The 14472-nt window shown below is 65.0% G+C and carries 10 protein-coding genes; 7 read left to right on the top strand and 3 right to left on the bottom strand.

The annotated features are described in order from the left end of the window. The first annotated feature begins 85 nt into the window (after positions 1-85). From AC1GI4_RS01125 to AC1GI4_RS01110, 4 genes are all read left to right on the top strand, one after another. Positions 86-3265, top strand: coding sequence for a helicase-related protein (locus tag AC1GI4_RS01125; protein ID WP_479628235.1), 3180 nt, complete (start codon positions 86-88; stop codon positions 3263-3265). Positions 3266-3331: 66 nt separating this feature from the next. Then, a complete protein-coding gene (gene mgrA, locus AC1GI4_RS01120; protein WP_479628234.1) occupies positions 3332-4414 on the top strand; it encodes an L-glyceraldehyde 3-phosphate reductase in 1083 nt (360 codons plus the stop codon). A 488-nt stretch (positions 4415-4902) separates the two neighbouring features. Continuing rightward, positions 4903-6939 carry an acyltransferase family protein gene (locus AC1GI4_RS01115; RefSeq protein ID WP_479628233.1) on the top strand — a complete coding sequence of 679 codons (2037 nt, stop codon included), beginning with the start codon at positions 4903-4905 and terminating at the stop codon, positions 6937-6939. Next, a complete protein-coding gene (locus AC1GI4_RS01110; RefSeq protein ID WP_479628232.1) occupies positions 6936-8306 on the top strand; it encodes an O-antigen ligase family protein in 1371 nt (456 codons plus the stop codon). The genes AC1GI4_RS01115 and AC1GI4_RS01110 overlap by 4 nt, the downstream gene beginning before the upstream one ends. 13 nt (positions 8307-8319) lie before the next feature. On the opposite strand, the gene AC1GI4_RS01105 is transcribed toward AC1GI4_RS01110, so the two are convergent. Continuing rightward, complete coding sequence (locus AC1GI4_RS01105; RefSeq protein ID WP_479628231.1) at positions 8320-9465, bottom strand: glycosyltransferase; 1146 nt, start codon at positions 9463-9465, stop codon at positions 8320-8322. 290 nt (positions 9466-9755) lie between these two features. On the opposite strand from AC1GI4_RS01105, the gene AC1GI4_RS01100 reads away from it, so the two are divergent. Then, entirely contained in the window at positions 9756-10871 is a 1116-nt protein-coding gene (locus AC1GI4_RS01100; RefSeq protein ID WP_479628230.1) for a glycoside hydrolase family 43 protein, read from the top strand. Between the two features lie 50 nt (positions 10872-10921). On the opposite strand, the gene AC1GI4_RS01095 is transcribed toward AC1GI4_RS01100, so the two are convergent. Next, positions 10922-11785 carry a hypothetical protein gene (locus AC1GI4_RS01095; protein ID WP_479628229.1) on the bottom strand — a complete coding sequence of 288 codons (864 nt, stop codon included), beginning with the start codon at positions 11783-11785 and terminating at the stop codon, positions 10922-10924. 70 nt (positions 11786-11855) lie between these two features. Further along, a complete protein-coding gene (locus AC1GI4_RS01090) occupies positions 11856-13136 on the bottom strand; it encodes a S8 family serine peptidase (RefSeq protein WP_479628228.1) in 1281 nt (426 codons plus the stop codon). Positions 13137-13181: 45 nt separating this feature from the next. On the opposite strand from AC1GI4_RS01090, the gene AC1GI4_RS01085 reads away from it, so the two are divergent. Beyond that, complete coding sequence (locus AC1GI4_RS01085; protein ID WP_479628227.1) at positions 13182-13709, top strand: RNA polymerase sigma factor; 528 nt, start codon at positions 13182-13184, stop codon at positions 13707-13709. Then, positions 13706-14404 carry an anti-sigma factor family protein gene (locus AC1GI4_RS01080; protein WP_479628226.1) on the top strand — a complete coding sequence of 233 codons (699 nt, stop codon included), beginning with the start codon at positions 13706-13708 and terminating at the stop codon, positions 14402-14404. The genes AC1GI4_RS01085 and AC1GI4_RS01080 overlap by 4 nt, the downstream gene beginning before the upstream one ends. Positions 14405-14472 lie beyond the last annotated feature (68 nt).

Raw genomic sequence — 14472 nt, 5'->3', positions numbered from 1 at the left:
AAGTCTTTGATCTTCGGCGGAACGGCCGACGTGCCCACCCGTTCGAAAAGCCTTGCCATGTCTGCTGGAGTGCCGGTCGTTGCGCATGTTGTCCGAAGCCGAGATTGCCACCATGCCCCCCGCAGGAGACGGTCCCGTGCCGCTGCCGGGTATTGCCGAGCTGGCGGCGGGTGCTGCGGAAATCCTCGGCCGGTCGGACATCATCCTCGCCGTCACGGATGAGACCCGCGCAGCTGGCGTTGCGCGGATGCTGGAGGCGATGGCGCCCGATGCGACCATATTGTTCTGCCCCGGTTCCGACGCCCTGCCGGGCGACGACGCGCCTGCCTCACCCGCCAATGTCGGGCAGCGCGTATCGGCGCTGCACCGTGCCCAAATGGCATTGGCGGCAAAGGATCGGAGTCGTATCGCCCTCGTCACCTCGGGCGAAGCGCTCGCTCGCGCCCTTCCGCCGCCCGAAACCTATGCTGCCGAGCCGCCCTGCGTCGCGATCGATGACGCGTGCGATCTGGGCCAGCTTCACGCGATGCTGCTCGACCTGGGCTATGTCGCCGACGAACGCGTGGATGAGCCGGGCGAGGTGGCGCTTCGCGGCCATGTCCTCGACATATTCCCCGCCGACGCCGAACAGCCGTTGCGTATCGAAGTGGCGGAAGGCCGGATCATCGCGATCCGGTCCTATGATCCCGCCGACCAGCGCAGCATCGGCGAAATCCAGCGCCGCGAGCTTGGCCGGGTGGCCGAACCACCGCTCGGCGAGACACGGACAAGCCTGCTCGACCATCTACCGGATGCCTGCGTCATCATCGAACCCGCCGCCGACGAGCGTCGCCGCCGCCTGTTGCTGCTGAGCGCCGATGTCGCCAAGCGCGGGTCGAAGCGGGCGGTACGCGACATGATCGCCGACAGCGCCTGGCGGAAAGCGTTCGACAAGCGCGAAACGGCCGCCATCTTCCGCATCGCAGAGCCGCCGCCGCGCTTCGTGGAAAGCCGCTCGCCCTTGCGCGACTTCGCCGCCACCGCGCGTGCCGCGATGAAGAACGGCATCCGAGTTGTGCTGATGGGCAGCGAGCGCGACCTGCGATTCCTGGGCAAACGCGTCGACAACGTCCTTCGCAAGACCGCCAAACGTGGGACAAGCTGGCACGAAGTCGCGACGGCCAAATCTGGAGCGCTCCTGACGCTAGTGGCCCCCGCCGAACGCGGTTTTGCGCGTGACGGCATCCTGGCGATCAGCGCCGCCGACCTGCTCGGCAGCCGGGCCGAACGCGAGGACGGGGGAGCGCCGCATATCGACCTGTCGCTGATGCAGACCGCTGAAATCCGAGTCGGCGACACCGTCATCCACGAAGATCACGGTATCGCCACGGTCATCGGGCTGGAGACGATCGATGGACAGGACGGCATCTCCGGCGACGCGATCAAGCTGGAATATGCCCGCGACGCCACCCGGCTGGTTCCGGTAGCCGAGGCCGACCGATTGTGGCGCTATGGCGGCGAGGACGACGCGGTTCGCCTCGATACGTTGGACGGCAAGAGCTGGCATGAGCGGCGACGCGGCATCGATGAGGCGATTGCCCAGACCGCACGCCAGTTGACCGAGATGGCCGCCGAACGCGCCGAGCGGCACGCTCCCGTTCTCGATCCCCCGGTCGCCGAATATGAGCGGTTCGCCGCAGGCTTCCCCTATAGCGAGACCCCCGACCAGTTGACCGCGATCGAGGCGGTGCGCGCCGACCTGGCTTCGGGGCGCCCAATGGACCGGCTGGTCGTCGGCGATGTCGGCTTCGGCAAGACCGAGGTCGCGCTGCGTGCCGCCGCCATCGCGGCGCTTGCCGGAAAACAGGTGGTGGTGGCCGCGCCGACCACCGTGCTGGCCCGCCAGCATCTCGACAGCTTTGCCGCGCGGTTCGAGGAAGCGGGCATCGCGGTTGCAGGGCTATCCCGCCTGTCCACCGCCGCCGAGAAGCGCAAGGTCAAGGCCGGGCTCGCCGATGGCAGCATCCGCATCGTGATCGGCACCGGCGCGGTGGCGGCCAAGGGCGTGACCTATAACGATCTGGCGCTGGTCATCGTCGACGAGGAACAGCGTTTCGGTGCCGCCGACAAGGCCCGGCTTCAGGCGCTATCGTCGGGCCATGTCCTGACCCTATCCGCCACGCCCATCCCGCGCACGCTGCAGGCCGCGCTGGTGGGCTTGCGCCAATTGTCGATCATCGCCACCCCGCCCGCCCGGCGCCAGCCGATCCGCACCGCCGTGTCCACCTTCTCACCTGAAACGCTGCGTGCCGCCCTGCTGCGCGAGCGGTCGCGCGGGGGGCAGAGTTTCGTCGTCGTCCCGCGCATCGCCGACATGGCGCCGCTCGCCGAAAAGCTCGCCCGGGTCGTGCCCGAACTGGAGGTGATGCAGGCGCATGGCAAGCTGCCCGCCGCCGAAATCGACGACGTCATGGTCCGCTTCGGCCGGGGCGAAGGCGATGTCCTTCTGGCGACCAACATCATCGAGGCGGGGCTGGACGTGCCGCGCGCCAACACCATGGCGATCGTCCACGCCGACCGCTTCGGCCTGGCGCAGCTTCACCAGTTGCGCGGACGCGTCGGGCGCGGACATCGGCGTGGACAGGTGCTGCTGTTCGCCAAGGGCGAGGACGCCATCGCGCCGCGCACCCTGAAACGGCTGCGCACGCTGGAGGCATTCGACCGGCTGGGTGCGGGGTTCGCGATCAGCGCGCGCGATCTGGACATGCGCGGCGCGGGCGACCTGCTGGGCGATACCCAGGCCGGGCACATGCGGTTGATCGGGGTAGAGCTGTACCAGCAATTGCTGGAAGACGCGCTACGCACCGCGCGGGGCGAGACGGTCGAGCGCTGGACGCCCGAGCTGCGCATCGGTGTCGAGGGGCGCCTGCCCGAAGCCTGGATTCCCGACGAAGACCTGCGCATCTCGCTCTATGCCCGGCTGGGACGACTGCGCGACGATGCCGCGATCGATGCGTTCGAGGCGGAACTGGAGGATCGGTTCGGCGAATTGCCCGAAGACGTCGCCACGCTGCTGACCCTTGCCCGCGTGCGGGAACGGATGCGCGCCATGGGGATCGCCCGGATCGATGCGGGGCCTGCCGCCATCGCGCTGACGCCGCATGGCCGCGACTCCCCCCTTGGCGCGATCGAGGGGATGGAGCAGAAGGACGGCCGCTATCTGCTGAAGGAACGGCTCGACAGCCCCGCCGATCGGCTGGCAAGGCTGAACGAGGTGCTGGCCTGAGCCAGGTGATTGACGGCGACGCCCGCCCGGCGCTGGGTCCGCGCATCGACTATAGAGGATTTTGTCATGGCTTTTCCCGATCCTTATACCGCCGACCCGGCGCGCTATGACGGCCGGATGCCCTATCGCCGCACGGGGCGCAGCGGGCTGAAGCTGCCCGCGATCAGCCTGGGGCTGTGGCAGAATTTCGGTGGGTCCGATGTGTTCGAGACGGGCCGGGCGATCCTGCGCCGCGCCTTCGACCGGGGCGTCACCCATTTCGACCTCGCGAACAATTACGGCCCGCCCTATGGCTCGGCCGAGGAAAATTTCGGGCGGGTGATGGCGACCGACTTCGCTGGCCACCGCGACGAGCTGATCCTGTCGACCAAGGCGGGCTGGGACATGTGGCCGGGGCCCTATGGCGATATCGGATCGTCCAGGAAATATCTCATCGCGAGCTGCGACCAGAGCCTGAAGCGGATGGGTATCGATTATGTCGATATCTTCTATTCGCACCGCGTCGATCCGGAAACGCCGCTGGAGGAGACGATGGGCGCGCTGGTCCAGCTGCACCGACAGGGCAAGGCGCTTTACGTCGGGATTTCCTCCTATGACGCGGGGCTGACCCGGCGCGCAGCGGCGATCCTGGCCGCGGAAAAGGTGCCTCTGTTCATCCATCAGCCGAGCTATTCGATCCTCAACCGCTGGATCGAGCGCGATCTCCTCGCAACATTGGAGGACCTGGGCACGGGATGCATCGCCTTTTCGCCACTGGCCCAGGGTATGCTGACCAGCAAATATCTGAACGGGGTGCCGCAGGAAGCACGGGCCAGCCGGGGCGGATCTCTGTCGCAGTCGCTGCTGACCAAGCAAAATCTGACGGCGATCGGGCGGCTGAACGAGATTGCCCAGGCACGCGGACAGACCCTGGCGCAGATGGCGATTGCCTGGGTCTTGCGCGATCCCCGCATCACCTCTGCGTTGATCGGTGCGCGGACAGTGGAGCAACTGGACGATTCCCTGGATGCCGTCGCGCGGCTGGACTTCGCAGCCGAGGAACTCGCCGCCATCGATCAGGCGACACAGGATGGCGGGATCAATCTATGGGCCGAATCCTCCGACATTGCAGAGCTGCCCAAGGCGCAAGGCGTATCGAACGCAAGTTGACGTGGCGACGAACGACCGTCGATCTGCGCGACATTCATAGAGGCGCGATGGGCGACGGTCGATTTGCACTGGATGTGACAGATTCGTCCCAAAGACGCACAACTCGCGCGGCGTCATTTCGTTCCACGGGGCCATGTTCATCCTGACCGGCGAAGCGACCCGGTCGGGATGGCGCCCGGGCATTTCACCGAAGACGCATATTACGTCTTGATAATGCTCCATTTTTCTTTCCACCTGATGATTTCGAACACCGGATCGCGCAGCGCTTTTCTTTGACGAAGGTCCCGGAAGACGTGTGATCCGGCATGAACCGCCCCTCGCCCTTGCGCCACGCCATCCGCGTTGCGTGGTACAAACCGCCCATCTAAGCCAACCGATCAAAGGGGGCTGGCATAATCATGGGTTTTGACACCGCGCGATCGGACGACGCGTATGATGCAGCGCAGGCGCACACCGCGCCGCCACGGGCGTAAGATGGGCGGCCGATCATGATGCCCGTCACCTCTCACGCCGGCGGCATAGCCGATCCCTTTGTTCGACCGTCGATGCCGGAGGGCAGCAACCAGCGCTCGGCCGCTGCGGAGGATAAGCCTGCCGAGACGCTTCAGCCCAGCAAGATCGCCTATCGCGCCGACATTGATGGTCTCCGCGCGCTGGCGGTCGTGCCAGTCGTGCTCTTCCATGCCGGGGTCGAGATTTTCCTCGGTGGCTTCGTCGGCGTCGACGTGTTCTTCGTCATCTCTGGCTTCCTCATCACGACGGGACTGCTTCAGGACTCGTCGATCACCCGCTTCTATGAACGACGCCTCCGCCGCATTTTGCCTGCGCTCACGGCGATGATGGTGACGTCGGCCATCGCGGCCTTCTTCATCCTGCTGCCCGGCGACCTGTTGGCCTTCGGTAAAAGCATGGGCTCGGCCCTTCTGTTTGGCTCCAATGTCTATTTCTGGCGTCAATCGGGCTATTTCGCCACCATTACCGAGACATGGCCCCTGCTCCACACCTGGTCGCTGGGTGTCGAAGAGCAGTTCTATATCTTCTTTCCCCTGTGCATCCTCGTGCTGGGGCGCTGGCGGCGCCGAATTTTGCCGGTCGCCATCGTGTCGATGATGGCGGTGTCCTTCTGGGCAGCCCAGTTTCTCGTCGGGAATATGAAGGGGGTGATGGCCTTCTACCTCATGCCGTCGCGCGCCTGGGAATTGCTGACGGGGTCGCTGCTGGCGACGGGGTTGATACCGGGTGTGCGCCACCGCATGGTCGGCGCTGTCGCCGCCGCCGCGGGCGTCGCCATGATCGTGTTTTCGGTCCTGACCTATAGCGCAGCGACACCCTTTCCAGGCGTCAGCGCGATTCCGCCGGTGCTGGGGTCCGCATTAATCATCTGGGCGGGACAAAAGGGCGAGCACAGCCTGTCGCCAATTCTGGGGTCGGCGCCGCTGCGGTTCATCGGGCTGATCTCCTATTCGCTATACCTGTGGCATTGGCCCATCTTGGCCTTTGTCCGCTATGTGCATATCGACCCCATCACCCCTGCGCTGGCGACCTTGGCGGTCGTGGCATCGGTCGCTGCGGCCTATCTGTCCTGGCGTTATGTCGAACGCCCGTTCCGCCATGTGAGTTCGCGGTCGAAGATCTGGGGATGGTCGGCCGTCGCCGGTGCCGTCATGGCCTTGCTCAGCCTGGCGCTTATCCTCAGCGGCGGCTTTCCGCAGCGCTTTTCACCATCGATCGTCGCGCTGAACGCCGATCAGGACGACAGCTGGCGGTGTGGCCCGTCGTCCTTCGTCCCGTTGGGCTCCTATTATGCCTGCGGCATAGACCTTCCCTCACGCGACCCTCGCAAGGCGGATATCATCCTGTGGGGCGACAGCCATGCCCAGATGTACGTGCCTGCGTTGAAGCGCGCTTTGCATGGCCGTTCGGCCGTGCTGGTCAACGCCTATGGCTGCGCGCCGACGGTGCGCGGCGGGCAGGACGCGGATTGCGCGCGAATCCAGAACGAAAACTTTCGCCTGATAGCAAAGCTTCCGGCCAAGATCGTGATCCTGGCCCAAAACTGGCCGCAATATCGCAAGGAGGCTGGCGCTAGCGCGGGTGGTGCCAAATCGGCGAACCGACGTTTCCTGCCTGCGGCCCGCCGCTTTGCCGAAACCGTCGATGCCCTTCGGGCCGCGGGCAAGACCGTCTATGCCGTCACGGCTATCCCCAATCCCGAATATGAGCTGCCAAGCGTGGTATCCCGCGATCTCGCCTTCCACGGTAGACCTCGGCATCCGATCGGCGTGAGCACTGCCGCATTTGATGAGGATTTCGCCAATGTCCTCAACACGGAGAACGCCCTGTCCCAGCAAGGAAAGCTCTCACTGATCGACGTGCGGAAATTCATCTGCCGCCAGGACAGTTGCCAGTTTATTCAGGGCGGGAATAGCGTGTTTGCGGATCACGGCCATGTCACGATTGCGTTCGCCGATGCCATGGGACCGACCTTCGACACGGCGCTTCGCCCTGCGCGGGTGACGCGATGACCTTCCCTGCTCCGCCCCTGACCGGCATCGGTCATCCCGGCGCGCGGCAAAGCGGGCGGGCACCTTCGCCAAAGGGTGGCAACGGTTGGATGGCCGCACCCTTTTCGGGTATAGTCTTCCTATTGCTGACGATCCGCTTCGGGCTGGATCGCGTGCTGATGGACACCACCATTTCGATGGGCTCCGCAAACTTCACGCTTGGCATCCTGTTCAACTTCGCGTTCGTGTTCATCGCGTTCTGCCTCCTCGGCTACACGCTGTTTTCCCATCGTGCGATGCAATCCGACGCTGCGGTTCCCCTCGCGCTCTGGCTGCCGTTCCTGATCTCGCTGTTCGGATCTGTCCTCTACACCGCCTACCCGGTGGACGGGGTCAAGTTCTTCTGGAACGTCCTGACGTTCTTCTGCCTTTTTGCGATCGGCTATCATTATAGTCGCTATTTTTCGATCGTCCGCATATCCGCGATCATCATCCTGGCGGGTATCTTCCCGATCCTCATTTCCATTCTCTATTACGCCATTGATGGTTTCCACGAACGCCTGAGAGGCGCGGCCGGCCACCCCAATATGCTGGCCTTCTTCCTCTTCTTTTATATCAGCTTCTGCTATCACGGCCTGGTCTGGGGCTGGATCAAGAGCAAAGCCCTGCGTAACGTCGCCATCGTCTTTTGCGCCCTGGCGACGCTCGAATTGTTGCTGACCGGCACCCGCTCGGCCTTCGTCGCGATGTTCTCTTTTCTTCTCGTATCGACGCTGCGCCGCCCGATCTGGCTGCTGATGATCCTTCCCGCCCCGTTCCTTGCGCTCGCCATCCCGAGCGTGAACGAGCGCGTCACGGAGGTCTTCCATTCCAAGCCGACCGTCAGCTATGAGTATTTCATCGCGACGGCCCGCGGCGACACCGATGCCGAAGGGCCGGTCGAAGCGGACTCGGGGACGTGGCGTGTCTTTCTTTGGAAAGCGTCATGGCCGATCATAAAGGAGGCACCCGTGCTGGGTCACGGCGCCTACTCCTTCCTGCCAAGCTCGCAGCAGTTCTTTCCGCTGAATGCTTCTGCCGGTTCGGGTGCGCACAATATTTTCGTGCAGATCACCTTTGAACAGGGTTTTGTCGGCCTGGCCGCTTATCTGTGGCTGATCTTCGGAATCTGCGTTCTCGCTATCGTGCGATTCCGGCATGATCCCGGTCTTGCCACATTCATCATCATGCTCAATCTCAGCTTCAACGTGGCGGGACTGAGCGATAACATGCTCTACTATCTTATCGACCAGATTTACATCTGGTTCGCGCTGGGCATAACGCTGGGCCTCCTGATGAAGGCACCGGCCCCGAGGGCTGCTGTTCACGGGCTCCGGATCGGCCGTTGAACGTCACGGCCCCTCAGGCAGAGTGGCCGTGCACCTCGGCCGGATAACCGTCCAGCGCACGCAAGTCCGTCGTGCCACGGCGTATCAAATGCGACGCCACGGCCCGCACTTGCGAAAGATAGGCCGCCAGGCTGTGGCGGCGCCCGACCAATGCGGCCGCCCGCTGGCGAATGATATCCACCGCCCCACTGTTCTCAGGAGCCTCCGCCCAGCGGATCGCGGCGGCAAAGGCATCGGGCGTGCTGTCGACGATCAAACCCGTCTCGCCATCATCAATATAGTCCCGCACGCCGCGCACGTCGTTGACGATGACCAGCTTCTCGAGGAGCATGGCATTCAAGTAGGTCTGTTGCCCCGCACTCCGGGTGGACTGTTCGAGCGGCACGACGACATGGCGCGCCCCGCGCAGCTCGTCCATATAGGCTTCGTGCGGGAGCGACCGGCATTGGATATGGGCCGGAAGATTGTCCTCGCGATAGGACGTGGCCATCCGCAGATCGATGTCGAGATCGCGAAACGCCTTCGTGACCAGGGGATAGTCACGCAGCGAATTTCCACCTGCGAAGACGTAGTTCCCATGGGAATTGGGGTGTCGATTCTCGTACATCGTATGGCAGAACGGCGTGAAGACCACGCGATCGGCATCGACCTTCCACCGATCGGCGAATTCTTCCCGCTCGGAAGACGAAAGCACGCAATAGACCAGCTTGTCGTGATCGATCATGCGCACCATCGCCTTGGACACGGCTGGCATCACCCAGGACAGCCACCGCGCCCGCTTCTCCAGCGAACGGCTCTTCTGCTCCCACGTACAGTCCACCAGCACCACCCAGGGCCGACGCCCCCATTTGAGAACCAGTGCGGCCAGGATATCGCAATAGCGGTGCGCAAAACCCAGCGCCCCGTTGAGAATGACCACGTCCTGGTCACGGCTCTGCCCATGGACGGCGCGCAGATAGGCCAGCAGACCGATGCCGCGACGATCGATCAGATGGACGTCACGCCAAACCGCTTCATCGCTCCATAGCGAGGACGCCACACGCCCCTGATCCGTCGCCGTCATGCAAAGCCCCCCGGAATGCTCGTCCAGGCGCGCGACACGCGCCGTCATGGGAAAACGTCTATCCATCGGAAAGCATGCGCTCAACACGAGGAGCACGGAGATTGCCCTATCGCAGCATTACCTGTCCCCTTATGGTTCACATCCACCTGATCCGCCGCCGCCTCGCCAGACATCGCCAAGCGGGCGAACGAATGGGGCAGTCCTTGAACGATGCTCCGAAGGGGTAGCCGTATCGGAAGCCCTCCAGGATACCGTTGGACTGCGTGCTAAGCGGCGAAGCCACCACTACCAATCATGAAGCTACCCGGTTTGCGAGGCAGCATGCCTGTCCGGCTGGCATTTGTCAGACAGTTGATATAGCCTCTCCCGAAAAAGGGGAGAAGCTCGTGAAGACATTGATCCGTACATGTGCCGCCATCAGCGCGCTGCTGGCGACCACCGCGATCCACGCCAGCGGACAGGCACCCGCCACCGCACCGCGCCGCCTGGCGATCGTGGCGAAGGGCAGCCTGCCCAAGCCGCCCGCCCCGCGCGATGCGCGGACGGCCTATCTCATGACCTTCTTCACCGATGAGGATCATTCGCTGCACTTCGCGACCTCGCGCGACGGCTACAGCTTTACCGACGTCAACGGCGGGCAGCCGGTCATGGCCGGGCGGGACGTGGCCGAGCAAAAGGGCATTCGCGATCCCCACATCATGCGCGGCCCCGATGGCGGCTTCTATATGTCGATGACCGACCTGCACATCTTCGCCCAGCGCGAGGGGCTGCGCGATACCCAGTGGGAGCGGCCCGATGCCCAATATGGCTGGGGCAACAACCGCAACATGATATTCATGAAGTCCTACGACCTGATCCACTGGACGCAGGCGCGGGTTACGCCCTCGGCGCTGTTCCCGCGCTACCGGGACGCTGGCAATATGTGGGCGCCCGAGACGATCTATGATCCTCAGCGAAAGGCGCTGATGGTCTATTTCACCACTCGCGACGGCAACGGGCCGAATTATCTGGTCTATTCTTATGCGGACAAGGACTTCAGCACGCTGACCGAAGAGCCCAAGAAGCTGTTCGAATATCCCGATCCGAAAGTGAACGTGATCGATGCCGACATCACCAAGGTCGGCGACAAATACCACATGTTCTATGTCGCGCACCAGGCGCCGGGCAATATCCGCCATTCGGAATCGTCGCGGATCAATAGCGGCTGGACGAAGGATCTGCGCAAGGTCGATCCCGAAACCGCTTCGTCGGAGGCGCCGACCCTGTGGCGGCGGAACGGCACCAATACCTATGTCCTGATGTACGATGTGTTCGGCATCAAACCGAACAATATGGGTTTTGCTGAGACCACCGACTTCGTGACCTATCGGAATATCGGGCGGTTCAACGAGGCCGGATCGCCAATGAAGGCGACGAACTTCACCCGGCCGAAGCACGGCGCGGTCGTCGCGATCAGCCCGGCGGAAGCCACCCGGCTGGAACGGTATTTCGCCAGTCGATGAACGAAAAGATGCGCCCGCCTCTCCCAGGGCGGGCGCATCCCGCAGTGCGCTTATTTCGCGGCGCTGCTCACATCGCCCTGCCCCATGGCCGAGACCAGGACGTTGCCCTTGCCGGAGAAGTTGGCGGCAGGCAGGTTGGCGACCTTGTCCCCCACCTTCACGAGGACCCGCTCGACGGCGCCCCGGGCATTGGTGCGAACCGACTGCACCGCGCCGATCGCCCGGCCCTGCACGTCGCGGACGACCATGCCGGTATCGACCGGGAAGGCGCCGCCCTGCGCCGCGCCGCTACCGGCCAGCGCCAGATTGCCCGTGAGCGAACCGTTGCCGCCCGCCGCCAATGCGGTGCCCGAACCCGAGCCAGCGACATTGCCACCCGCATTGGCGGCCCGTTCGGTCAGGTTCGAGGCCGCGCCCCGTACCCGGTTGCCAGCTGCTCCGGCCGTATCGCGAACCCGCCCGGCGACGTTCCCGACCGTGTTCACGCCTCGGCCCGCCACGTCGCGTACCGCATCGGTGCCGACCAGCTGGGCATCCACGCCACCGCCGACCGTACCGGAGGCCGAACCATTAGCGCCGCCCGACTGGCTGCCCGCACGCGTCGCGCTGTCCAGCATGGAGCCGCCGGAGGCTTCGCCCGAAGCCGCCACCCGTCCACGGCGCAGGTCGACAGCCCGGTCGCCGCGCACCAAGCCACGGGTCCGCGCGGTGGCTTCCGTGGCAGCACGTCCGCTCTGGGTCGCGCCGTTAAACGCTCCATTCGCACCGCCGGTCAGGCCGCCGGTGACACCGCCGAGCTGACCGCCCAGGCCACCACCACCGACCAGGCCACCACCGCCAAGCAGCTGCGCCGAAGCGGGCATCGCGACGAGCGCCGCAGCAAGGATCGCGGTGCCGGAAAGAAGGTTCTTCATCATCGTTCTCCTTAACTTCTGGAGAGACAACGAGAGGGGCTTCCGGTTTAATCCCGAAAAAATGCGCGATTTACTGCGCCGTGGTCCGGCAATCGGCGCAAACTATTCCACGACCTAGGAATTTTTCTTCGCCTTTACGCCCGATTTTTTTGGCTTCGGCATCGATTTCGGCCAGCGCGACCCGGATGCGAGCGGGGTCGAGCGACGGATAGGCCGCCACCACCCGCCCGGCGACCAGTGGCGCGGCGAAGGAGGTACCCCGAACCTTGAAACGACGACCGCCGACCCCGGCCGCCAGCATGTCCGCCCCGGGCGCGGCATAGTCGACATGACTCGCGCGCCCCGCTTCGATCAGCGGTCGCCCGCGTCCGTCGACGGCGGTCACGGCGATGACGCCAGGATAAGAGGCCGGATAGGCGGGCGGCGCGGCGGGGCCGTTGTTGCCGACCGCCGCCACGATGATAAGGCCGCGCTGCTGCGCCGCCGCGACGACGCGGGCCAGCAATGGGTTGGCGGGACCGACCAGGCTGATCGTCGCGACGGGCACGCGCTGCTCGACCAGCCAGCCCAAGGCCTTGGCAATGGCGGTCGCGTTGCCGCCCGCCGGATCGCTGCCATAGACGTCGGCCGACGCGATCCGCGCGCCGGGCAGCGAACCCCGGATGCCGCTGCCCCCTGCGATCAGCGAAGCGACCGCCGTGCCGTGGTCATTGGCGCGCGGCGCGCCTGTCGCGAAGCCCTTTGTCAGCGTGGCCCCCTCGGCCCCGCCATCGATTACCCCGACAATTGTCCCACGCCCTGCGCTCCCTTCGGACGCCGACACCGCGATCGGTGCTCCGCTCCCGCTCGGCAGATGGAGCTGATCGGCGCTCACCTCTCCACCCAGCCTCTCCAGAACCTTCAGCGCGGCCTTGAGCGATTGGCCCGGCGGCACGCGCAGCCGGACGAAGCCGACCCCGAGAACATCGTCACGCTCGATCACGGAGAAGCCCAGCCGCCCGACCGCCGCGAGCAGCGCATCGCTGGGGGCATCGAGCACCACCTCGCCCGCGCGCGCCGGGAAGCCCATCGGGTCCAGCGCGATCGCGTCCGGATGGTCGCGGACCAGTTGCGTGAAGGTCGCGCGGCGGACCTGCTCCAGCTGTCGCACGGTCGCGCGCGAGGCGGCATCCATCCGCTCGATCACCGGATCGGCCAACGACGAAATCCCCCGACCTATCGAGGGCAATCCACCGGGGAGCGACGGCATTGCCGGCAACGACGGCACCAGCTGCGCCCGCCCCGCCGTCACGCCCAGCGCAAGCCCCGCCGCCGCCATCGATATCGCCAGATAGCGGGTCGTCCGCTTCATCGCCGTTCACCCATTGTCAAAATTCATGCTGACATGGATTAAACGATGAACCTCATCCGTTTCATCCCTGCAACAAGGAAAACAGGTTTGGCCGCTTTCGAAACCGAGTTGTTGGCGCTGCTTCCGCGACTGAGGCGGTTCGCGCGATCGCTCACCCATGACGGGGCGGATGCGGACGATCTGTGCCAGGTCACGATCGAAAAGGCGCTGATGGCGCGCGGCTCGTGGCAGGCGGGGACACGATTGGATAGCTGGATGTACCGGATCATGCGCAACGCCTGGATCGACACCGCCCGCGCCCGGTCGCGCGCGGCGGAGACCTTCGTCGCCGAGGAGGCGGGCTTGGGCGTCGGCGGTGCTGGCAATGCCGAGGCGCGAGTCGCACTGAACGAGGTGGACGCGGCGATGCACACCCTGCCCGACGAACAACGCGAGGCGGTGGCACTCGTCCTGGTCGAAGGGATGGCCTATAAGGAGGCCGCCGAGATACTCGACATTCCTATGGGCACCCTGACCTCGCGACTGGTACGGGGCAGGCAGGCGCTGATGGCGCGGCTGGGAGAAGCGGCATGACGATCGAACCCGAACTGCTGATGGCCTATGCCGACGAAGCGCTCGATCCGTTGACGGCCAAGCGCGTGGAGCGTGCCATCGCCGCTGATCCGTCCTTGGCCGAGGAGGTCGCGCGCCATCGGCGTCTTAGGGCAAGATTGGGTGCGGCCTATGCCCCGATCGCCGACGATCCCGTGCCCGACCACCTCGCCGCAATGCTGAAGACCAATGTGGTGCAGATGCCCCAACGCCAGGGCCGCCCGCCACGCGTTTCAGCCGCCTGGCGATCGGCGGCCGCGATGGCGGCGTGCCTGGTCGTCGGTCTCGTGGTCGGGCGCGGCGTGCATCAGGAAGGGCCGGTCAGGGCGACCGATCAGGGCCTTTATGCCGCCGGTTCGCTCGCAAAGGCGCTCGACGATCAACCGAGCGGCACGAAAGGCCCGGTGCGGATCGCGGTCAGCTTCCGCGCGCAGGACAATGGCTTTTGCCGCGTGTTCCAGTCGGCCGGGGCGGACGGCATCGCCTGCCGCGATCCTAGGGGATGGGCGTTGCGACGGACCATGCCGGGCAGTGCACCCGGCGCAGGCGGCGGTTATGTCCAGGCGGGGTCGTCCGATGCCGAGTTGATGGCGGCGGCGCAGGACATGATGGCCGACATGCCGCTGGATGCGGCGGGCGAGAAAAAGGCGATCGCCAGCGACTGGCGCGCGCGCTGACGACACACCTTTTCGGAAAGCGATCGTTTCCACCGTGCCGGTGGACCGATCGCGCCACCGCCCTATCT

The organism is Sphingomonas sp. 77B (assembly GCF_056497825.1).
Note: the sequence above shows the minus strand (reverse complement) of the source record. Positions and strands in the feature narration are given on the sequence as shown.

Excerpts from the sequence above, each read along its gene's own strand:
- AC1GI4_RS01125 (WP_479628235.1), top strand. The coding sequence starts at position 86 with ATGTTGTCCGAAGCCGAGATTGCCACCATGCCCCCCGCAGGAGACGGT.
- mgrA (WP_479628234.1), top strand. The coding sequence starts at position 3,332 with ATGGCTTTTCCCGATCCTTATACCGCCGACCCGGCGCGCTATGACGGC.
- AC1GI4_RS01115 (WP_479628233.1), top strand. The coding sequence starts at position 4,903 with ATGATGCCCGTCACCTCTCACGCCGGCGGCATAGCCGATCCCTTTGTT.
- AC1GI4_RS01110 (WP_479628232.1), top strand. The coding sequence starts at position 6,936 with ATGACCTTCCCTGCTCCGCCCCTGACCGGCATCGGTCATCCCGGCGCG.
- AC1GI4_RS01095 (WP_479628229.1), bottom strand. The coding sequence starts at position 11,785 with ATGAAGAACCTTCTTTCCGGCACCGCGATCCTTGCTGCGGCGCTCGTC.
- AC1GI4_RS01090 (WP_479628228.1), bottom strand. The coding sequence starts at position 13,136 with ATGAAGCGGACGACCCGCTATCTGGCGATATCGATGGCGGCGGCGGGG.
- AC1GI4_RS01085 (WP_479628227.1), top strand. The coding sequence starts at position 13,182 with ATGAACCTCATCCGTTTCATCCCTGCAACAAGGAAAACAGGTTTGGCC.
- AC1GI4_RS01080 (WP_479628226.1), top strand. The coding sequence starts at position 13,706 with ATGACGATCGAACCCGAACTGCTGATGGCCTATGCCGACGAAGCGCTC.